Annotated in this window: 19 protein-coding genes; 2 read left to right on the top strand and 17 right to left on the bottom strand. The window is 73.5% G+C overall.

The window, feature by feature from the left end; genetic code table 11:
• Window positions 1-145: 145 nt before the first annotated feature.
• Window positions 146-1,693 carry a cytochrome D1 domain-containing protein gene (locus ACSBPG_RS18220; RefSeq protein ID WP_435538619.1) on the top strand — a complete coding sequence of 516 codons (1,548 nt, stop codon included), beginning with the start codon at window positions 146-148 and terminating at the stop codon, window positions 1,691-1,693.
• 114 nt (window positions 1,694-1,807) lie between these two features.
• On the opposite strand, the gene ACSBPG_RS18215 is transcribed toward ACSBPG_RS18220, so the two are convergent.
• From ACSBPG_RS18215 to ACSBPG_RS18180, 8 genes are all read right to left on the bottom strand, one after another.
• Entirely contained in the window at window positions 1,808-1,966 is a 159-nt protein-coding gene (locus ACSBPG_RS18215) for a hypothetical protein (protein WP_435538618.1), read from the bottom strand.
• A gap of 3 nt (window positions 1,967-1,969) precedes the next feature.
• Window positions 1,970-2,959 carry an FAD:protein FMN transferase gene (locus ACSBPG_RS18210; protein ID WP_435538617.1) on the bottom strand — a complete coding sequence of 330 codons (990 nt, stop codon included), beginning with the start codon at window positions 2,957-2,959 and terminating at the stop codon, window positions 1,970-1,972.
• Window positions 2,956-3,498, bottom strand: coding sequence for a nitrous oxide reductase accessory protein NosL (locus ACSBPG_RS18205; protein ID WP_435538616.1), 543 nt, complete (start codon window positions 3,496-3,498; stop codon window positions 2,956-2,958). Before ACSBPG_RS18205 ends, ACSBPG_RS18210 begins: the two co-directional genes overlap by 4 nt.
• A complete protein-coding gene (locus tag ACSBPG_RS18200; protein WP_435538615.1) occupies window positions 3,498-4,328 on the bottom strand; it encodes an ABC transporter permease subunit in 831 nt (276 codons plus the stop codon). The genes ACSBPG_RS18205 and ACSBPG_RS18200 overlap by 1 nt, the downstream gene beginning before the upstream one ends.
• The gene (locus ACSBPG_RS18195) at window positions 4,325-5,251 is read right to left on the bottom strand and encodes an ABC transporter ATP-binding protein (RefSeq protein ID WP_435538614.1); all 927 of its coding nucleotides are present in this window, start codon (window positions 5,249-5,251) and stop codon (window positions 4,325-4,327) included. The genes ACSBPG_RS18200 and ACSBPG_RS18195 overlap by 4 nt, the downstream gene beginning before the upstream one ends.
• Window positions 5,248-6,636 carry a nitrous oxide reductase family maturation protein NosD gene (locus tag ACSBPG_RS18190; RefSeq protein WP_435538613.1) on the bottom strand — a complete coding sequence of 463 codons (1,389 nt, stop codon included), beginning with the start codon at window positions 6,634-6,636 and terminating at the stop codon, window positions 5,248-5,250. Before ACSBPG_RS18190 ends, ACSBPG_RS18195 begins: the two co-directional genes overlap by 4 nt.
• A 140-nt stretch (window positions 6,637-6,776) precedes the next feature.
• Window positions 6,777-8,723: a TAT-dependent nitrous-oxide reductase gene (nosZ, locus tag ACSBPG_RS18185; protein ID WP_435538612.1), complete on the bottom strand. Its 1,947-nt coding sequence runs from the start codon at window positions 8,721-8,723 to the stop codon at window positions 6,777-6,779.
• Window positions 8,724-8,770: 47 nt separating this feature from the next.
• The gene (locus ACSBPG_RS18180; RefSeq protein ID WP_435538611.1) at window positions 8,771-11,029 is read right to left on the bottom strand and encodes a 4Fe-4S binding protein; all 2,259 of its coding nucleotides are present in this window, start codon (window positions 11,027-11,029) and stop codon (window positions 8,771-8,773) included.
• Window positions 11,030-11,170: 141 nt separating this feature from the next.
• On the opposite strand from ACSBPG_RS18180, the gene ACSBPG_RS18175 reads away from it, so the two are divergent.
• Window positions 11,171-11,863, top strand: coding sequence for a ferritin-like domain-containing protein (locus tag ACSBPG_RS18175; RefSeq protein WP_435538610.1), 693 nt, complete (start codon window positions 11,171-11,173; stop codon window positions 11,861-11,863).
• A 456-nt stretch (window positions 11,864-12,319) separates the two neighbouring features.
• On the opposite strand, the gene ACSBPG_RS18170 is transcribed toward ACSBPG_RS18175, so the two are convergent.
• From ACSBPG_RS18170 to ACSBPG_RS18130, 9 genes are read right to left on the bottom strand one after another with little or no spacing between them, the layout of a single operon-like run.
• The gene (locus tag ACSBPG_RS18170) at window positions 12,320-12,589 is read right to left on the bottom strand and encodes a cytochrome C oxidase subunit IV family protein (RefSeq protein ID WP_435538609.1); all 270 of its coding nucleotides are present in this window, start codon (window positions 12,587-12,589) and stop codon (window positions 12,320-12,322) included.
• A gap of 10 nt (window positions 12,590-12,599) precedes the next feature.
• Complete coding sequence (locus tag ACSBPG_RS18165) at window positions 12,600-13,157, bottom strand: cytochrome c oxidase subunit 3 (RefSeq protein ID WP_435538608.1); 558 nt, start codon at window positions 13,155-13,157, stop codon at window positions 12,600-12,602.
• Window positions 13,154-14,338, bottom strand: coding sequence for a heme d1 biosynthesis radical SAM protein NirJ (gene nirJ, locus ACSBPG_RS18160; RefSeq protein WP_435538607.1), 1,185 nt, complete (start codon window positions 14,336-14,338; stop codon window positions 13,154-13,156). Before nirJ ends, ACSBPG_RS18165 begins: the two co-directional genes overlap by 4 nt.
• Before the next feature lie 15 nt (window positions 14,339-14,353).
• On the bottom strand, window positions 14,354-14,842 hold the full coding sequence (ahbB, locus tag ACSBPG_RS18155) for a siroheme decarboxylase subunit beta (RefSeq protein ID WP_435538606.1): 489 nt from the start codon (window positions 14,840-14,842) through the stop codon (window positions 14,354-14,356).
• On the bottom strand, window positions 14,839-15,288 hold the full coding sequence (locus ACSBPG_RS18150; RefSeq protein WP_435538605.1) for an Lrp/AsnC family transcriptional regulator: 450 nt from the start codon (window positions 15,286-15,288) through the stop codon (window positions 14,839-14,841). Before ACSBPG_RS18150 ends, ahbB (ACSBPG_RS18155) begins: the two co-directional genes overlap by 4 nt.
• Window positions 15,258-15,791 (bottom strand): siroheme decarboxylase subunit beta, encoded by a 534-nt coding sequence (ahbB, locus tag ACSBPG_RS18145; protein WP_435538604.1) that lies wholly within the window; start codon window positions 15,789-15,791, stop codon window positions 15,258-15,260. The genes ACSBPG_RS18150 and ahbB (ACSBPG_RS18145) overlap by 31 nt, the downstream gene beginning before the upstream one ends.
• A complete protein-coding gene (locus ACSBPG_RS18140) occupies window positions 15,779-16,228 on the bottom strand; it encodes an AsnC family transcriptional regulator (protein ID WP_435538603.1) in 450 nt (149 codons plus the stop codon). The genes ahbB (ACSBPG_RS18145) and ACSBPG_RS18140 overlap by 13 nt, the downstream gene beginning before the upstream one ends.
• A 17-nt stretch (window positions 16,229-16,245) precedes the next feature.
• Complete coding sequence (locus ACSBPG_RS18135) at window positions 16,246-17,439, bottom strand: cytochrome D1 domain-containing protein (RefSeq protein WP_435538602.1); 1,194 nt, start codon at window positions 17,437-17,439, stop codon at window positions 16,246-16,248.
• Entirely contained in the window at window positions 17,432-17,656 is a 225-nt protein-coding gene (locus ACSBPG_RS18130) for a c-type cytochrome (protein ID WP_435538601.1), read from the bottom strand. The genes ACSBPG_RS18135 and ACSBPG_RS18130 overlap by 8 nt, the downstream gene beginning before the upstream one ends.
• Window positions 17,657-17,708: the final 52 nt, after the last annotated feature.

Below are 17,708 nucleotides of genomic sequence, written 5' to 3'. Positions count from 1 at the left end.
CTCTCCCATCTCAGCACTCGCACCCCCGGCCCCCCGGCCGGGGGATTTTTCTTGCGGCGGCCGGGGGTTGACCGGCGTCAAGGCGGCGCGGCCGGCGGTCGGCATGCTCGCGGGACCGCCGTCCCCGCGCCGCAGGAGTCGCCCGATGCCGTCGTCACGCGCCGCCATCCTCTGCGCGCTCGCCGCCGTTGCCGCCGCCGCACCGACCGCCGCCCCGGCCCGCGCCGACGGGATCGCGGCCGGGATCGCGGCCGGGATCGCGGCCGGGCCCGATCCGGCCCGCCTGTTCGCCGAGCACTGCGCCGCCTGCCACGGCGGCGACCGGCTGGGCGCCATCGGTCCGGCCCTGCTGCCGGAGAATCTCGGGCGCCTCAGGCCGGCCGACGCCGCGGCGCTGATCCGCCACGGCCGGCCGGCCACGCAGATGCCGGGCTTCGCCGAGAGCCAGCTCGCCGACGCCGAGGTGGCGGCGCTCGCCGCCTACGTCTTCACGCCGCTGCCGGAGGTGCCGGCCTGGGGCCTCGCCGAGATCGCCGCCTCGCGCGTCGTCCACCGCGACCCGGCCGGCCTGCCGGCGGAGCCGGTGTTCGACGCCGACCCGCTCAACCTCTTCACCGTGGTGGAGGCCGGCGACCACCACGTCAGCATCGTCGACGGCGACCGCTTCACCGTGCTGGCCCGCTTCCCCAGCCGCTTCGCCCTGCACGGCGGCGCCAAGTACGCGCCGGACGGCCGCTTCGTCTACCTCGCCTCGCGCGACGGCTGGATCGCCGCCTACGATCTGTGGTCGCTGACCCTGGTGGCGGAGGTGCGGGCCGGCGTCAACACCCGCAACGTCGCCGTGTCGGGCGACGGCCGCGTGCTGCTGGTCGGCAACACGCTGCCGCGCACCCTGGTGGCCCTCGCCGCCGCCGACCTGCGGCCGCTCGCCGTCATCCCGGTGGCCGACGCGGCGGGCACGCCGTCGCGCGTGTCGGCCGTCTACGCCATGCCGCCGCGCGGCGCCTTCGCGGTGGCGCTGAAGGACGTCGCCGAGGTGTGGGAGATCCCCTGGGGCGACCCCGCGGGCTTCCCGGTGCGCCGGCTGAAGACCGCCGACGTCATGGACGACTTCTTCTTCGACGCGGCCTACCGCCGGCTGATGGGGGCGTCGCGCGACGGCCGGCGCGGCCTGGTGGTCGACCTGGAGGACGGGGCGACGGTCGCCACCCTCGACCTGCCGGGCATGCCCCATCTCGGCTCCGGCATCACCTTCGACTATGGCGGGCGGCCGGTGATGGCGACGCCGCACCTGCGCGAGCCGGTGGTCAGCGTCATCGACACCGCGGACTGGACGACGCTCAAGCGCATCGCCATGCCGGGCCCCGGCTTCTTCCTGCGCGGCCACGAGACCACGCCCTACGTCTGGGGCGACGCCTCCATGGGCCGCGACAACGACGTCATCCCGATCATCGACACCCGCACCCTGGCGATCGTCCGCACCCTGCGCCCGGCGCCGGGCAAGCGGACGGCGCACGTCGAGTTCACCCGCGACGGCCGGTATGCCCTGGTGTCGGTCATGGAGGACGAGGGGGCGCTCGTCGTCTACGACGCCCGCACCTTCGACGAGGTGACGCGTCTGCCGATGCGCAAGCCGATCGGCAAGTACAACGTCTGGAACAAGATCACCTATTCCAGCGGGACCAGCCATTGAGGGGGGTGTCGCGGTGGCCCCCCTCCTAACCTCCCCCCACTTCGCGGGGGGAGGAACAGGCTCTCCCCCGCGAAGTGGGGGAGGGTTGGGTGGGGGACCGGTGCGACGACCCCGTCAGGACTGGCTGACGTAGAGGACCCCGGCGATGGCGAGCGCGGCCAGGGTCGCCAGGACGAGGCCGGCGGTGCCGAGGGCGCCCTGGCGGTGCAGGGCGACGCCGGTGGCGACGGCGGCGCCGGTCATCAGCAGCAGGGCGAACTGGACGCCGGTCATGGCTCAGCCGGCTCCGCGGCCGTCGGACGCCAGGGCGAGGACGGCGCCGTCGGGCGCGGTCAGCCGGGCCGTCACGCCGGGCCGGCCGCGCAGGATGGCGGCGGCGCGCCCGGCGGGGACCACCGCCAGGGCGGTGGACAGGGCGTCGGCGGTGGTCGCCTCGGCCGCCTGCACGGTGACCGAGCGCCAGAGCCGGGCCGGGCGGCCGGTGGCCGGGTCGAAGAGGTGGCCGAAGGCGACGCCGTAGTCGCCCGAGGTGGCGACGGCGCGGTCGGCGATCTCCAGGGTGGCGGCGAGCCGCGCCGGGTCGTCCGGGTCCTCCAGGCCGATCGTCCAGGGGCGGCCGTCGGGGCGGCGGCCCAGCGCGCGGATCTCGCCGAGGTCGACCAGCACGCGGTCCATGCCCTCGGCGCGCAGCAACTCGGCCACCCGGTCGGTGACGTAGCCCTGGGCGATGCCGTTGAGGGTGGCCGCCATGCCGCGCCGGGCGAAGGCGACGCGGCCCGCCTCGACCCGCAGGGCGCGGTGGTCGACCAGCCGGCGCGCCGCCTCCACCAGGGCCGGCGGCGGCTCGGGGTGGGCGGCGTGGAGCTGCCACAGCGGCTGCACCGTCGGGTCGAAGGCGCCGCCGGTCGCCGCGGCGAAGCCGGCCGCCTCGCCCATCAGGCGCACGAAATCGGTCGAGGGGGCGTCCAGCGCCCCGTCGCGGTTGAGGCGCGCCAGCTCGCTGTCCGGCCGGTACAGGCTGAAGGCGCGCTCCAGCCGCGCCACCTCGGCCAGGCACAGGCGGATCAGGCGCTCCGCCTCGCCCCGGTCGGGGTGGTACAGGGTCAGGCTGGCGGCGGCACCCAGCGCCGTGCCGCGCCAGACGTGGCGCTCGCCGCCCGCGGCGGCCGGCGCCGCGCCGGGCAGCAGGGCGAGGCCGGCGGCGGCGGCGCCGATGGCGATGAAACGCCGGCGGCCGAGGGGAGAGCGGCTGACGGGGGCGCTCACAGCGTGTGTCCCGGCATGGCGGTGGACTCCTCCGGCGGCTGCAGGATCTCCGCCTCGGTCACCTCGGCGAAGCGCTTGACGACGCCGCCGTTGGCGGCGGCGAAGGCGCGGGCCGCCTCCTCGCTGGCGAAGGGGTAGGGCTCTGCCTGGCCCATGCCGCCGGAGAGCCGGCTGCCCAGCACGTACCAGGCGCGGTGCGCCTCGACCCAGGCGGTCAGGTCGGGGCGCCGCGGGTCGGCGGCGCGGCCGACGTCGGTGACGTAGAGGGCGGCGACGTCCTTGCGCTCCTCGGGCAGCATGGTGAAGGCGAAGAGGTCGCGCACCGAGCTCATCCACAGCGGCCGCCCGTCGCCGGCCAGCAGCACCTGCCCCTTGGGGCCGGGATGCTCGGCGAGCATCATGCCGCAGTAGTGGCCGACGGCGTCGGCGGCGATCGCCTGGGGTGGCGGCGGTGCCGCGGCGGCCTCGTCCTCCTGGCAGGCGGCGAGCGGCGCCAGCAGCGTGGCCGTGAGGAGGGCGGCGAGGAGGGAACGGCGCATCAGATCTGCCTCCGGGAGAAGACGAGGGCGGCCAGCCCCAGCGGGGCGACGGTCCAGGCGACGAGCACGCCGAGCAGGACCGCCGGCGCCACCCGCACCTGCTCGGCCAGGCCGGCGGTGCCGGCGAAGTGGCTGACCGACTGGAAGCCGGCGAGGTTGAACAGGCGGTAGGCGTCGGCCGGGTTGGCGAGCAGCAGGGCGTTGAGCACGGTGGCGTCCACCGTGCGCCCCTGGTCGGCGACGACGAGGCCGAGCAGCCCCATGTCGTAGAGCAGCACGAAGACCAGCCAGACGGCGACGGCGATGCCGGCCGCCGTGCCGCGGTCGCGCACCAGCGTGCTGGCGAGGTAGCCGAGCGCGGTGAAGGCGGCGCCGAGCAGCACGCTCGACCCGATCATGGCGGCGAAGGCGGCCCAGCTCGCGGCGCTGATCGCCGGGCCGGTGGCGGCCAGCGCCGCCCCGGCGGCGCCGTAGCCGAGGGCGGTGGCGACGGCGACGATGGCGGCGTGGCCGAGGAACTTGCCGAGCAGCACCTGCCAGCGCGCCACCGGGTAGGACAGCAGCAGGGTCATGGTGCCGCGGTCGATCTCGCCGACCACCGCGTCGTAGGACAGCAGCAGGGCGATCAGCGGCAAGAGGAAGATGGTCAGGCTGGACAGGCTGACGATGGTCACCTCCAGCGGGCCGACCGACACGGTGCCGGTGGGGGCGCTGCCGAGGAAGGCCAGGGTCAGCGCCAGGGCGGCCATCAGCAGGGTGGTGGCGACGACCCAGCGGTTGCGCAGGCCGTCGCGCACCTCCTTGGCGGCGATCAGGAGCAGGATGTTCATTCCGCGGCCTCCCGGCGCAGGAAGTGGGCGTACATCTCGTCCAGGCTGGGCTGGACGATCTCGATGTCGGCGAGGTCGAGGTCGCGGCAGGCGAGGTGGCGCAGCATCCCCACCTTGTCGTCGTTGGCGCAGGTCAGCTCGACCACGCCGCCGGCCAGCCGCACCGCCGCACCCTCCAGGTCGGCGAGGCCGGCCAGGGTGGCGACCGCCTCGTCGGGCAGGGTCAGGCGGATGCGCACCGGGAGCTGGGCCAGCGTCCGCAGGGTGGCGAGCGAGCCCTCGGCCACCTTGCGGCCGCGGTTCATCACCACCACCCGGTCGGCCTGGCCCTCCAGCTCCGTCAGCGCGTGGCTGCACAGCAGGATCGTCGTGCCGCCGTCGCGCAGGTCGCGGACGATCTCGTAGAAGCTCTGGCGCAGCGCCGGGTCGAGGCCGGTGGTCGGCTCGTCGAGGAACAGCACCCGGGGGCCGCCGAGCAGCGCCTGGGCGAGGCCGAGGCGCTGGCGCATGCCCTTGGAATAGGTGCCGACCCGCCGCAGCGCCGCCTCCGCCGCCAGGCCGACCCGCTCCAGCAGGGCCGGATTGCCGGCCACCGGCACGCCCTTGAGGCGGGCGTAGAAGTCGAGGCACTCGCGCCCGGTCATGGCGGGCTGGAAGGCGATGCTCTCCGGCAGGAAGCCGATGCGGCGGCGCACGCCGGCGGCGGCCGAGCCGGCGGGGTCCTCGCCGAGCACGCGGATGCGCCCCTCGCTCGGCGTGGTGAGGCCGAGCATCAGCTTGATCAGCGAGCTCTTGCCGGCGCCGTTGTGGCCGACCAGGGCGACGCACTCGCCCGCCTCCAGGGCCAGGTCGACGCCGCGCACCGCGGTCTGGGCGCCGTAGCGCTTGGTGACGCCGGCGGCGAGGATGGTGGGGTCGCTCATGGGTGCTCACTCCGGGGGTCGGCGGCCAGCTGGGCCGGCAGGGACAGCGGCGGCGGCGCCATCAGCGGGCGGCTGTCGACGACGCCGCCGGGATGGAGGGCGGGGAAGCGCTTCTGCGCCCAGCGGATGACCTGGACGCCGGGGCTGTTCATCAGCAGCTTGGCGACGGGGTAGGCCCACAGCACCCGGTCGACCACGTCGTTGGGCCGGTACGCCTCGTCGGCGATGCCGTCGCCGTCGAGGTCGAAGGCGGCGTTGTCGGACCAGTAGTTGCCGCGCCCCTCGGCCGACCAGTCGAGCGCGCGGGTGCCGACGTATTTGACCTGCGTGCGGTTGGCGACGAAGGCGTTGCCGGTGATGGCGTTGCGCTCCGACCCGGCGGTGAAGTGGACGCCGATCTCGCAGCCCTCGAAGCGGTTGCCGGCGAGGCGGTTCTTGTTGGCGTTGTAGATGAAGACGCACTTGCCGGTGCCGGAGCGCGGGCCGACGCCGGCGGAGTCGGCGTCGCGCGGCATGTCGGCGTCGGCGGCGGCGGCACCCTCCGCCCCGGCCGCCCCGGCCGCCCCGGCCCAGCCGCCGGCCGCGAAGCGGCCGAGCACGGCGTTGCCCTCGATGGCGCTGCCGTTGGCGTAGTTCAGCAGCAGCCCGTGGTCGCGGTCGCCGCGCGACAGGTTGCCGCGCACCTTCAGGTTGTTGGAGAACATCACGGCGAAGCCGACCGTGTTGCCGACCGAGACGTTCTCCGACAGCTCGCTGTCGTTGGTGTACATGTAGTGGACGGCGATGCGCACGTCCTCCAGCCGGTTGCCGCGGAAGACGTTGCGCTTGGAGGTGGTGACGAAGATGCCGTCGCGGCCGTGGCGCACGGTGTTGCCGACCACCCGGGTGCCGGGGGCGTTCCACACCTGGATGCCGTTGCCGCGCTCGCTGGGGTGCAGGCCGGTGAGGCCGTCGACGGTGTTGCCCTGGACCAGGGAGTCGGCCGCACCCCAGACGTAGATGCCGATCAGGTTGTCGACCAGCCGGTTGCCCTCGACGACCGCGCCGGTCGCCGTCTTGTCGAGGAAGATCCCGGAGTTCTGGTCGATCAGGCTGGTGCCGGAATGGCGGATCTCCAGCCCGCGCACGGTGACGCCGGGGGCGGCGACGGTGATCGTGCTGGCCACGCCGCGGCCGTCGACGACGGCGCCGGGCTCGCCGGCCAGGGTGAGGGGCTTGTCCACCCGCACCGGCCCCTCGTGGACGCCGGCCGCCAGCACCACCGTGTCGCCGGGCTGCGCCGCCGCCAGGACGGCCGGCAGTTCGCCCGGCGCCGCGGTCACGGTGGCCGCCGCCGCGGGCAGGGCGGCGAGCAGGGCGGCGAGGGGGAGGAGGAAGCGGTGCATGGGGGAACTGCTGTTCGAGGGAGGGTGTCGCAGCGGTCCCCCCTCCCGACCTCCCCCCACTGAGGCGGGGGGAGGAGAAAGCCCTCCCCCGCCTCAGTGGGGGAGGGTTGGGTGGGGGGCCGATGCGGCCGGGTCCGCGCCTACGCCGCGCGCGGCTCGACGATCATGCGGCCGGCCATCTCCATGTGCAGGGCGTGGCAGAACCAGCTGCAGTAGTACCAGTGCACGCCCGCACGGTCGGCGGTGAAGGTCACCGACGCCGTCTCCTGCGGCCCCACCTGCATGTTCACGCCGTGGTTGGTCAGCGCGAAGCCGTGGGTCAGGTCGTCGACGTCGTCCATGTTGGTGAGGTAGAGGGTGACCTCGTCGCCCTGCTTCACCGTGAAGTCCTCGAGGCCGAAGGCCGGGGCGCGCTGCCACATGTAGACCCGCACCTTGTTGCCGTCGCGGACCACCGTGGCGTCGTCCTCCAGGCTCACCCCGTCCTTCTTGGCCTGCTGGCGGGCGTCCTCGAACAGCGGGTCGTTGCGGTCGTAGACGCTCTTCGGGTTCACCTTGGAGCGGTGGACGATCAGGGTGTCGTGCGGCTCGGCGAAGGTCGGGCCGTCGTGCACCAGCTTCATCTCCTCGCCGGAGATGTCGATGAGCTGGTCGTTCTCCGGCTTCAGGGGACCCACGTTGAGGAACCGGTCCTTGGAGAACTTGTTCAACGAGATCAGCCACTTGCCGTCCGCCTCGCGGGTCTCGCCCATGGAGGTGTGGTTGTGGCCGGGCTGGTAGTGGACGTCGAGCTTCTGCAGCACCGGCTGCACCTTCTCGCCCTTGTAGGCGCGCCGCGCCAGGTCGATGTTCCACTTGGCGAGCTGGCTGTCGAGGAACAGCGTGGTGTAGGCGTTGCCGCGCCCGTCATAGGCGGTGTGCAGCGGGCCCAGGCCCACCTCCGGCTCGGCCACCACGACGTCGCGCGGCTTGATCTTGTCGTCGAACAGGTCGTCGAGCAGGCGCACGTCGAACACGGTGACGGTGGGCGACAGCTTGCCGTTGACGGTGACGTGGATGCCGTCGGGGGCGGTGTTGATGCCGTGCGGGTTGGCCGGCACCGGGATGTAGCGGGTGTAGGGCGTGCCGTGGCGGCCGTCGACGACGGGGACGCCGTTGACCATCTCGACCTTGCCGGCCTTCACCGCCTCCTCGATGCGCTTCAGGTTGAAGACGACGACCCAGTCCTGTTCGCCCGAGGTCATCTCGGCGGCGGTGACGCCCTCCTCCGAATCGTAGCAGGTGGAGAAGGCGTACTTGCCCTGGTAGTCGGCGTCGGTGTTGTCGAGGTTGCCGTCGACCCACACCTGCCAGGCGATCGCCATGGTGTCGCCGTCGACGGCGGTGAAGTGCGACTTGTACTTCTTCGGGTCCTTCAGGTCGCGGCCGTCGTTGGGGGTCGGCACGCGCTGCTCGCCGTTGGCGAAGACGTAGCCGGTGCGCGGGAACTTCTGCAGGCGCAGGCCGTGGATCGCCGCGGCGTTGGGGATCTCGATGATCTTGTCGGTCTTCATGATGTCGCAGCGGATGCGCGCGACCCGGGTGTTGGCCTTGTCGTTGACGAAGATGTAGCGGCCGTCGTAGGTGCCGTCGGTGAACGACATGTGCGGGTGGTGCAGGTCGCCGTTGAGGTAGATGCCGCCGCGCGACGCCAGGAATCCCTTGGTCTCCTCGGTCAGCCCCTCGGTGAGGATCTTGCGGCTCTCGTTGGTCTGGCCCCAGCCGGTGGCGGAGCAGCGGTTGAACACGGGGATGCGCATCAGCTCGCGCATCGACGGCACGCCGAGGATGCGCAGCTCGCCCGAATGGCCGCCGGAGTGGAAGGCGTAGTACTCGTCGAGATCGCCCGGCTTCACCTCGTAGTTGCCGGCGCCCGAGGCGGTCGCCGCCTGCGCCGCGGAGGCGCCGATCAGGGAGCCGCCGCCCAGCGAGACGGCGGCCCCGCCGCCGACCGCCCCGGTCAGCCCGGCGAGCGCCGCCGCCTTGGCGGTGCCGCCCAGGAGGTCGCGGCGGTTCATCGCAACCGGCTTGTCATTCTCGTTCGACATCGTCGTTTTTCCTCGTTGCGCGTGAAGGAGAGGGATTACTGGAAGGGTCAGGCGCCGGCCGGGCGCGCGGTCACGGTGCCGGTGGCCGGATCGGTGGTGAGGACGGCCGCCCGCGCCTTGGCGGGGGCTGCGGGAGCCGGGGCGGCGGTGCCGCTGCGCTCGCGCTTCAGGCGCTTCTGGATCAGCACCGGGCACTTGTGGTCGTGGTGGTAGAGCACCTGGCAGTGCAGGCACTGGATGCATTCGTTGGGGTTGATCCGGCCGTCGGGGTGGATGGCCTGGACCGGGCATTCGTTGGCGCAGCGCCGGCACGGGTTGCCGCACTCGCGGTAGCGGTTCAGCCAGTCGAACATGCGCAGCCGGCCGGGGATCGCCAGCGCCGCGCCGAGCGGGCAGAGATAGCGGCAGAAGAAGCGCTCGATGAACAGGCCGGCGGCGATCAGCGCGACGGCGAAGGCGACGAACCACCAGTCCCGCACGAAGTGGAGGATGATCGCCGTCTTGAAGGGCTCGACCTCCGCCGCCTTCTCCGCGGTCGCCAGCGAATACAGCGAGAGACCGAACAGCACCAGGAAGATCATGTACTTGATCGGCCACAGCCGCTCGTGCAGGCCGAAGGGCACAGCGACCTGCGGGACCTTCAGGGCCTTGGCCGCCTTGTTGGCCAGCTCCTGCAGCGCGCCGAACGGGCACAGCCAGCCGCAGAAGGCGCCGCGCCCCCAGAACAGCAGCGACGCCGCCACCGCGAACCACAGGATGAACACCAGCGGGTCCATCAGGAAATAGTCCCAGGAGAACCCGGTGCGCAGCGCCCCCGCGAAGGTGAAGACGTTGACGACGGAGAGCTGGGCGGTCGTGTGCCAGCCGATCCACAGCAGGGTGAAGGCGAGGAAGCCGAGGCGCACCCGCCCATACAGGGTGGGGCGCTTCACCAGCAGGTTCTGGAAGAAGAAGATGCCGGTCAGCAGGGCGATGGCGGCCGTGAGGATGGCGACGTCGACGATCCGGTTCTGCCAGATGCGCTGCCACAGCGGCGTCTCCGCCGGCTCGGCCGCGGCGTCGGCCTCGGGTTCGGCCGCCTGGGCGACGACGACCGGGGCGGCGGCGGCCGGGGCGGGCGCCAGCCGTTCGGTCCGCACGAAGCGCTCGGGCAACTGGTAGCCGAGGTCGAAGGTGACGAACGCCTTGTCCATCGGCCCGGTGGCGCGCTGCACCAGGAGCTGCAGCCGCCACGGCTCGGCCGGGTCGAACTCGGCGCCCTCGGGCAGGACGAACAGGCCGATCTCCGGGAACTTCGGCGCGCCGGCGGCGGCGACGTCGCCCAGGCGCTTGTGGCCGCGGTCGCGGAAGCGGGTGCTCGCCTCGTTCTGGATCAGCTCGATGCGGTCGAAGATGCCGCCGCGCACGTAGCCCGACCCCTTGAAGGAGTAGCGGCCGTCGCCGGCGACGACGATGGCGTGCTGGCCGGGCTTCAGGCGCTTCAGCAGGGTCCCGTACTCGGCGTCGCCGAGCAGGCTGCGGCCGATCGACGGCACGGTGGCGAGGCCGGCGTAGAGGTCGATGAAGGGCTCGTCGGCGGCGCCGGGCTCGGGCCGGGCGATCGCCTCGGCCTTGCCGGTGCGCTCGAAGGCGGCGTTGACGTCGCCGACCGTCAGCGCCAGCCGGCGCACCGAGCCGTCGCCCACCAGGGTCGCCCAGTCCGTCACCGTGCCCGGCTGCCCGCCCGCCACTTCGGCCAGGCTGCGGCGCACCGCCGGAGCGGCCTCGGCGGCGGCGGCGCCGAGCGCCTGCATCACCTTCTTGCCGGAGCGGACGATGGAATCGCCGATCACCATCACCGTCACGGTGGCGCCGGAGACGATGTCCACCGGCGGCGCGGCGGCGCTCTGCGACGCCAGCGCCAGCACGTTGCGGCCGACGTAGCCGTCGATGAAGGCGGTGATCCGCTCCAGCGGGATGCCCACCAGGACGATCGGCTCGTGGTGGTCGACCAGCTTGGCCCCGGCCACCGTGCCGTCCGGGGTCAGGCCCACCACGACGTGGATGGGCCGGCCGGAGTAGCCGGTGGTGTTGACGAAATCGGACGTCAGGTAGGCATGGCCGAGCAGGCGGTCGCCCCGGTAGACCGGCGCCACCGGCACCCCGGCCTGGAGCGGGCCGATGCGGTCGGCGCCGGGGAACAGCGCGTCGGGCTTCACCTCGGCGAGGAAGCGGGCGAGGTGCGGTTCGGCGGCCGTCGCCGGGCTCTGCGCTCCGGCGAGGAGGCAAAGGACGAGCGCCGCAATTCGCGCCAAGGTTGCGATCATCACCGTGCGGTCCGGGGTTCGATGGGACGAAGGTGAGGGCATCAAGCCCCAGGGCGGCGGTCGGCTTCTTGATATTGATCAAGCGGCCCGCGAACTTTTCCGACCATCATCGTCGCAAGAGTGGAAGAGGAGCGCCGTGCGATGACCCGCCTACGCCACGAGCCGGACGGCGCCGTTCCGTCCGTGGACGCCCTGCTGGGCACGGCGCTGGCGCTGGAGCAGGACGCGGTGCGCCGTTACGGCGAGCTGGCGGCGCTCATGGAGCGGCTCGGCAACGCCGACACCGCGACGGTCTTCCGCGCGTTGGTCGAGGAGGAGCGCGACCACGCCGGCGGCGTCGCCCGCTGGGCCGAGCGGCTCGGCCGCCCCGCCCCGGCGGCGGAGCCCCAGGCGTGGCGGCTGCCCGCCGACATCGCCGCGTCGTGGGAGGAGCTGCTGGGCCGCGCCCGGGTCACCCCGTACCAGGCGCTCTCGGTGGCGGTGCGCAACGAGGAGCAGGCCTTCGCCTTCTTCGCCTACGTCGCCGCCCACGCCGGCGACGCCGAGCTGCGCGTCCTGGCCGAGCGGCTGGCGGCGGAGGAGCTGGGCCACGCCGCCCTGCTGCGGCGCGAGCGCCGCAAGGCCTACCGCCGCGAGGGCCGCGCGCCCGCCCCGCCGCCCGGCCGCGGCCTGACCCCGGCCGCCTTCGCCGAGCGGCTGGCCGGCTTCGCCGACGACGAGGAGCTGGCCGACTGGCTGAGCGCGGTGGCCGAGAGCGCCGACGACGAGGCGGTGATGCTGGCCGCCCAGGAGGCGCTGGCCGCGGCGGTGAAGCGGCTGGCGGGGCGGGGGTGACGCCCGGGTACGATCGATGACGCCGTCCAAGGAATCGGAATTCATGAAATCCCGAGCGCTGACCCCATTTTTCGTCGTATAGAATCCCTTTTCAGGGGATCGGACGGGGCATTGGCAGGTCCTCCTGCCGACAAGCCACCCGTTACCCATCTCTCCGGTCCAGCCTGTCACCTATCTATCCGGTCCGTACCGCGTTGTGCCCCCACCCCGACCCTCCCCCGCTTCGCAGGGGAGGGAGTTTGGTTTGCCCTCCCCTGCGAAGCGGGGGAGGGAGGGGACCCGCGGCGAAGCCGTGGGGAGGGTGGGGGTAGGAGGAGTGCCAGCCGTTCCGCTCGACGGTAGCAAGGCGTTTGCGGGCTGTGCGGCGAACGGGTCGACACGGGAGAGCCGTACGTCCGCCGGGAGTAATGCCTGCCCGACAGGGGTTGGCGCGTCCATCTTCGTCGGGCCGCCGTTTCACCTCATCCCGGCCACCGCGTAGGCCCCCAGGATCAGCGCCGCCACCGCCAGCAGGTACAGCGTCAGCCCGACCCGCCAGCCGCGGCCGGCGTGGCGGAGTTCCAGATAGTCCAGCAGGATCTGCCGGCCCTTGACCACGGTGGTCGCCAGCACGGCGGCCGTGCCGGCGAGGCCCAGCGGGGCGGCGGGGTCGGCGAGGCCGAGGGCCAGGGTCAGCAGGCAGAGCGCCAGCAGGATGCCCCAGGCGCGGGTCAGGCGGTCGGTCATGGTCGCATCCTCAGCGGATCAGGTAGACCAGCGGGTAGAGCAGCACCCAGATCAGATCGACCATGTGCCAGAAGGCGGCGCCGGTCTCCAGGTTCTCCACGCTGGCGTGGCGCGCGACGATCAGCAGGATGGCGATCCCCATCACCACGTGCAGGGCGTGGAAGCCGGTCAGCAGGAAGTAGAGGGTGAAGAAGCTGTCGCTGTTGATGCCGTAGCCGGCGGCGATGGTGGCGGCGTACTCCAGCGCCTTGACCGCCAGGAACACCGTGCCGCCGGCCGACGCCGCCACCATCCAGCGCCCGGCCGGCCGGCCGCGCCGCGCCGCCGCCACGCCGCGCGCGGCGAGGTAGCCGCTGGTCACCAGCACCAGGGTGTTGAGGCCGCCGAGCAGCCGGTCGAGATGCATCTGCCCCGTGTCGAAGGTTGCCGGATCGAGCGCCCGGGCCGCCGCGAACCCCACGAAGGCGGCGCCGAACACCGCCAGCTCGCTGAGGATGAGGATCCACATCATGGGGTGGCCGGGCAGGCCGGCGAAGGCGTCCTCCTGTTGCCGCACCGCGTCGCTCACGCCGCCGCCTCCCGTCCGTCCGGGGCGATCTCGGCGTCGCTGAGGTAGCAGCCGGGGTCCTCGGCCCAGGGGTCGCCGGTGGTCTTCTCCGCCCGCACCCGGGTGTTGCCGTTGCAGATGGCGACGTGGGCGCAGGTGGCGCAGCGGCCGCCGACGGGACGGGGACGCCGCTTCAGGGCCGCCAGCACCGGGTCGGAGAGGTCGCTCCAGATGGCGCCGAAGGAGCGGGTGCGCACGTTGCCCAGCGTGTGGTGGTTCCACATGGTGTCGGGATGGACGTTGCCCTGGGTGTCGATGTTGGCGATGCCGACGCCGGACGCGTTGCCGCCCCAGCGCGCCAGCATCCGCTCCAGCAGCGCCGCGCGCTCGGGGAAGCGGCGGCGCGCCCAGTGCAGGAGATAGACACCGTCGGCGTCGTTGTTGCCGGTGACGATCGCGCGGGCGCGGCCGGCCCGGGCGTCGGCCAGCGCCACCTCGAACAGGCGGTCCATGGCGTCGCGCGTCGTCGCCTTCAGCGCGTCGGAGCGGCGGTTGGCGTCGCCGCGCCCGGCGTAGTTGAGGTGGGAGAGGTAGAACTTGTCGATCCGCTCCGCGTCCGACAGCGCGATCAGCCCGGGCAGGTCGCGCGCCGTCGTCTCGGTCAGGGTCAGGCGGATGCCGACCTTGAGGCCGGCGTCGCGGCACAGCCGCACCCCGCGCAGCGCCTCGTCGAACGCGCCGGCGCGGCGGCGGAAGCGGTCGTGGGTGGCGGCCAGCCCGTCGAGGCTGATGCCGACGTAGTCGTAGCCCACCTCCGCCACCGCGGCGACGCGCCGCTCGTCGATCAGCGTGCCGTTGGTCGACAGCCCGACGTAGAAGCCCATCGCCTTGGCGCGCCGGGCGACGTCCGGCAGGTCGCGGCGCAGCATCGGCTCGCCGCCGGACAGGATGAGGACGCGCACGCCGCAACCGTGCAGGTCGTCGAGCACGCGGAACGCCTCGTCGGTGGTGAGCTCGCCCGGGAAGTCGTGGTCGGCCGAGAAGGAATAGCAGTGCAGGCAGGTGAGGTTGCAGCGCCGCACCAGGTTCCAGATGACCACCGGCCCGGTCGCCGGCGGCGGCGGACGCCGCGGGGCCGCCCGTGGGGCCGCCGTGTCGGGCGGGGCGACCAGGGCGCGCATGAACTGGCTGAGGCGGAACATGACGGTATCCTTCTCTCAGGCGGACAGGCGCAGGCCCGTCTTCTTGAGGATGCGGGTGCTGTAGAGCACGGTGTGGCTGCGTTGGAGGGGGCCCAGCCGTTCGGCCATCCCGGCCACCCGCTCCTCGACCTCGGCGCGGCTGCGGGCGTGGACCATGGCGAACAGGGTGTAGGGCCAGTGCGGCCCCTTCGCCGGGCGGCGGTAGCAGTGGCTGACCCAGGGCAGCGCCGCCAGGACGGCGCCGGCCTCGCCGACGCGGTCCTCGGCGACCTCCCAAACGCTCATGCCGTTGGCGGCGTAGCCCAGCCGGTAATGGTTGGGCACGGCGGCGATGCGGCGGACGACGCCGCGCTCGAGCAGCCGGGCGAAGCGGTCCATCGCCTCGGCCGGGGCGATGCCGACGGCGGCGGCGACGGCGGCGTAGGGCTCGGCGCAGACCGGCAGGCCGGCCTGGGTCGCCAGCACCAGCCGGCGGTCGATGTCGTCCAGGGGCGCTCGGGTCATGCCGGGAACCTCAGGTTCAGGTGGTATTCCGCCAGCTTCGGGAAATCGTGGACGGTCAGCCCGGTCGCCGCCGCGATGGCCGCCAGCACGGCGGCGACCCGCTCCGGCGTCTCGGTGGCGACCACGAACCACATGTTCAGCGCGTGGTCGCGGGCGTAGTTGTGCGCCACCTCGGAGAAGCCGTTGACGATGGCGGCGACCCGCTCGAAATCCTCCGCCGGGACGGCGAGCGCCGCCAGGGTCAGGCCGCCGCCCAGGCGCTCGGCGTCGTAGAGCGGGCCGAAGCGGGTCAGCAGGCCGGCGTCGAGATGGGCCCGCAGGCGCGCCACCACCTCGTCCTCGGCGAGGCCGAGGTCCGCGGCGACGGCGGCGAAGGGGCGCCCGGCGACGGGGATGCCGTCCTGCAGGCGGTCGATCAGGGCGCGGTCGGTGGCGTCGAGCGGCATCGGGTCCTCCGGCGGCTGCCGTAACAGGGGGCGGTCTGCTTGAAGCGGCGCACGGTGAAGAGGATCTCGCGCGGCACCGCGGCGACGCCGCAGGCCTCGGCCAGGGCGGCGACGCGCCGCGCCACCTCGTCGCGGTCCTTGCCGTGCACCATGGTGTAGAGGGAGTAGGGCCACAGCGGCGGGCTCGGGCGGCGGCGGTAGCACAGCGACACCAGACCGGAGGCGGCGATCCGTGCGCCCAGCGTGGCGATCGTGTCGTCGGGGATCGCCCACACCACCATGGCGTTGGCGGTGTAGCCCAGCGCGTGGTGGTCGACGATGACGCCGAAGCGCGCCAGCGCACCGTCCTCGGCCAGCGCCGCCATGCCGGCGATCACCGCCTCCTCGTCGGCGCCGAGATCGGCGGCGATGGCGGCGAAGGGCCGCTCCACCAGGGGCAGGCCGTCGCGCAGGGCCGCCAGCAGCGGTCCGCGCAGGGCGCGGGTCGCGGTCAGGTGCTCCATAGCGGGAATCCCAGATCGATGTGGAAGCCGTCGACCAGCGGGAAGTCGAGCACCGCCAGGCCGCAGGCGTCGGCGATGGCGTCGAGCACGGCCCGCAGGTGCCCGCGGTCATGGGCCGTCACCACGAACCACAGGTTCAGGCGGTGGTCGCGCTGGTAGTTGTGGTTGACCTCGTCGAAGCCGCTGACGATCGCGGCCACCGCCTCGAGGCGTTCCGGCGGCACCGCCAAGGCGGCCAGCGTGCTGGCGCCCACCCGGTTGGGGCGGAAGGTGGCGCCGACCCGCGCCACCATGCCGGACGCCCGCAGGCGGGCGAGGCGCTCCAGCAGCTCGGCCTCGCCGCAGCCCAGCGCCTCGGCCATGGCGGCGTAGGGGCGGGGCACCAGCGGCAGGCCGCGCTGGAAGCGGTCGAGGATCTGGCGGTCGAGGCTGTCCATGGCGGGAGTTTCCATGGCTAGAGCCCGATCCGGTTGGCGCGGCCGGTGAAGAAGATGCCCGAGGGCTTGTCGGCGGGGAGTGCCGCGACCTCGCGCAGGGTGGCGGTGTCGTAGACCTTGACCGTGTCGCGGTCGCGCACCGACACCCAGACCTGCTCGCCGCGCGGGGTGAACTCGAGATGCAGGACGCCGGGGCCGGGCTCCAGGGTCGCCTGGACGGCGAGCGAGGGGACGTCGATGACCTGCACCTTGCCGTTGTCGGGCAGGGCGAAGTTGACCCAGACCTGGCGGCCGTCGGGGCGCGCCATGACGAAGACGGGCTGGCCGGCGACCGGGATGCGGCCGACCTCCCGCCAGGTGGCGCCGTCCACCACCAGCACCTCGTGACGGCCGACGGCCGGCAGGAACACCCGGCCCCCGGCGAAGCCCCAGCCCTCCAGGTGCGGCATCTTGTAGACCGGCAGCGGCGCCTCGCCGCGGCCGTAGCCGTCGAGGATGCGGGTGACGCCCGTCTCCGGGTGCCAGAGGTCGAGCATGGCCAGCCCGTCCTCGCCGAACAGGCCGGCGATGTAGTGGCGCCCGTCGGTGCCGACCAGCGCGTCGTAGGGCTGGCGGCCGACGCCGGGGAAGGCGGTGACCCGGGGGTGGGCGGGGTCGGAGAGGTCGGCGAGGCGGATCTCGTCGGCGTCGTAGAGGCTGAAGACGAAGCGGTTGCCCGGCGCGTCCTCCAGCCCGACCACCTTGGAGCGGGCGCCGCCGTCGCCGTAGGTGGCGGGGAGGTCGGCGACGGGGGCCAGGGTGTCGGCGTCGAACACCCGCACGCCGCCCGGCTCGTAGTTGGCGACGGCGACGAGGCGGCCGTCCTCGGAGATGGCGCCGCCGATGCTGTTGCCGGCCTGCACGGTGCGGGCGGCGACGGAGCGGGTCAGCAGGTCGACCTTGGTGAGGCCGCCGTCGCGGCCGAAGACGTAGGCGTAGCGCCCGTCGCGCGAGAACACCGCCGAGGCGTGGCTGAGGTCGCCCAGCCCGTCGACCGCGCCCAGCACGGTGCGGTGGCTGTGCTCCACCACCAGGACGCGGCCGGCGGCGCGCTCGACGACGATGCCGAGGTCGCCGGTGCCGCGCAGGGCCGGCGCCTCCCCGGCGAGCGCTGTGGAGGCGAGCGCCGCCGCGGCGACGGCGAGCGCCCGCAGGAAGCGGCGGTCAATCATCGTCCAGTCCTCGTTGCAGGCGTTCGACCATCCAGCGGGCGTCCGCGGCCGACAGCAGGCCGCGCCACGGCGGCATCGGCGTGCCGGGGATGCCGTCCAGCACCACCGCCGCCAGCGCGTCCGGCGCCTTGCCGGCCAGGGCCTCGGGCAGCAGCGGCGCGCCGAGCCCGCCCTTGAAGGTCATGCCGTGGCACGACCCGCAGTCCTGGCGCAGCATGTAGTCCAGCTCCCGCTGCCGCCCCGGTGCGGGGTCGGCGAGGGCGGGGGCG

Source organism: Azospirillum sp. ST 5-10 (assembly GCF_051225715.1).
Taxonomy (GTDB): domain Bacteria; phylum Pseudomonadota; class Alphaproteobacteria; order Azospirillales; family Azospirillaceae; genus Azospirillum.
Note: the sequence above shows the minus strand (reverse complement) of the source record. Positions and strands in the feature narration are given on the sequence as shown.

What these genes read in the sequence shown, in the direction of transcription:
- nirJ (WP_435538607.1), bottom strand. Translation starts at nt 14,338, where the DNA reads ATGTTCCGCCTCAGCCAGTTCATGCGCGCCCTGGTCGCCCCGCCCGAC.
- nosZ (WP_435538612.1), bottom strand. Translation starts at nt 8,723, where the DNA reads ATGTCGAACGAGAATGACAAGCCGGTTGCGATGAACCGCCGCGACCTC.
- ahbB (WP_435538604.1), bottom strand. Translation starts at nt 15,791, where the DNA reads ATGGAGCACCTGACCGCGACCCGCGCCCTGCGCGGACCGCTGCTGGCG.
- ACSBPG_RS18175 (WP_435538610.1), top strand. Translation starts at nt 11,171, where the DNA reads ATGACCCGCCTACGCCACGAGCCGGACGGCGCCGTTCCGTCCGTGGAC.
- ACSBPG_RS18180 (WP_435538611.1), bottom strand. Translation starts at nt 11,029, where the DNA reads ATGATCGCAACCTTGGCGCGAATTGCGGCGCTCGTCCTTTGCCTCCTC.
- ahbB (WP_435538606.1), bottom strand. Translation starts at nt 14,842, where the DNA reads ATGACCCGAGCGCCCCTGGACGACATCGACCGCCGGCTGGTGCTGGCG.
- ACSBPG_RS18215 (WP_435538618.1), bottom strand. Translation starts at nt 1,966, where the DNA reads ATGACCGGCGTCCAGTTCGCCCTGCTGCTGATGACCGGCGCCGCCGTC.
- ACSBPG_RS18205 (WP_435538616.1), bottom strand. Translation starts at nt 3,498, where the DNA reads ATGCGCCGTTCCCTCCTCGCCGCCCTCCTCACGGCCACGCTGCTGGCG.
- ACSBPG_RS18135 (WP_435538602.1), bottom strand. Translation starts at nt 17,439, where the DNA reads ATGATTGACCGCCGCTTCCTGCGGGCGCTCGCCGTCGCCGCGGCGGCG.
- ACSBPG_RS18195 (WP_435538614.1), bottom strand. Translation starts at nt 5,251, where the DNA reads ATGAGCGACCCCACCATCCTCGCCGCCGGCGTCACCAAGCGCTACGGC.
- ACSBPG_RS18130 (WP_435538601.1), bottom strand. Translation starts at nt 17,656, where the DNA reads ATGCTGCGCCAGGACTGCGGGTCGTGCCACGGCATGACCTTCAAGGGC.
- ACSBPG_RS18190 (WP_435538613.1), bottom strand. Translation starts at nt 6,636, where the DNA reads ATGCACCGCTTCCTCCTCCCCCTCGCCGCCCTGCTCGCCGCCCTGCCC.
- ACSBPG_RS18220 (WP_435538619.1), top strand. Translation starts at nt 146, where the DNA reads ATGCCGTCGTCACGCGCCGCCATCCTCTGCGCGCTCGCCGCCGTTGCC.
- ACSBPG_RS18170 (WP_435538609.1), bottom strand. Translation starts at nt 12,589, where the DNA reads ATGACCGACCGCCTGACCCGCGCCTGGGGCATCCTGCTGGCGCTCTGC.
- ACSBPG_RS18200 (WP_435538615.1), bottom strand. Translation starts at nt 4,328, where the DNA reads ATGAACATCCTGCTCCTGATCGCCGCCAAGGAGGTGCGCGACGGCCTG.
- ACSBPG_RS18150 (WP_435538605.1), bottom strand. Translation starts at nt 15,288, where the DNA reads ATGCCGCTCGACGCCACCGACCGCGCCCTGATCGACCGCCTGCAGGAC.
- ACSBPG_RS18140 (WP_435538603.1), bottom strand. Translation starts at nt 16,228, where the DNA reads ATGGACAGCCTCGACCGCCAGATCCTCGACCGCTTCCAGCGCGGCCTG.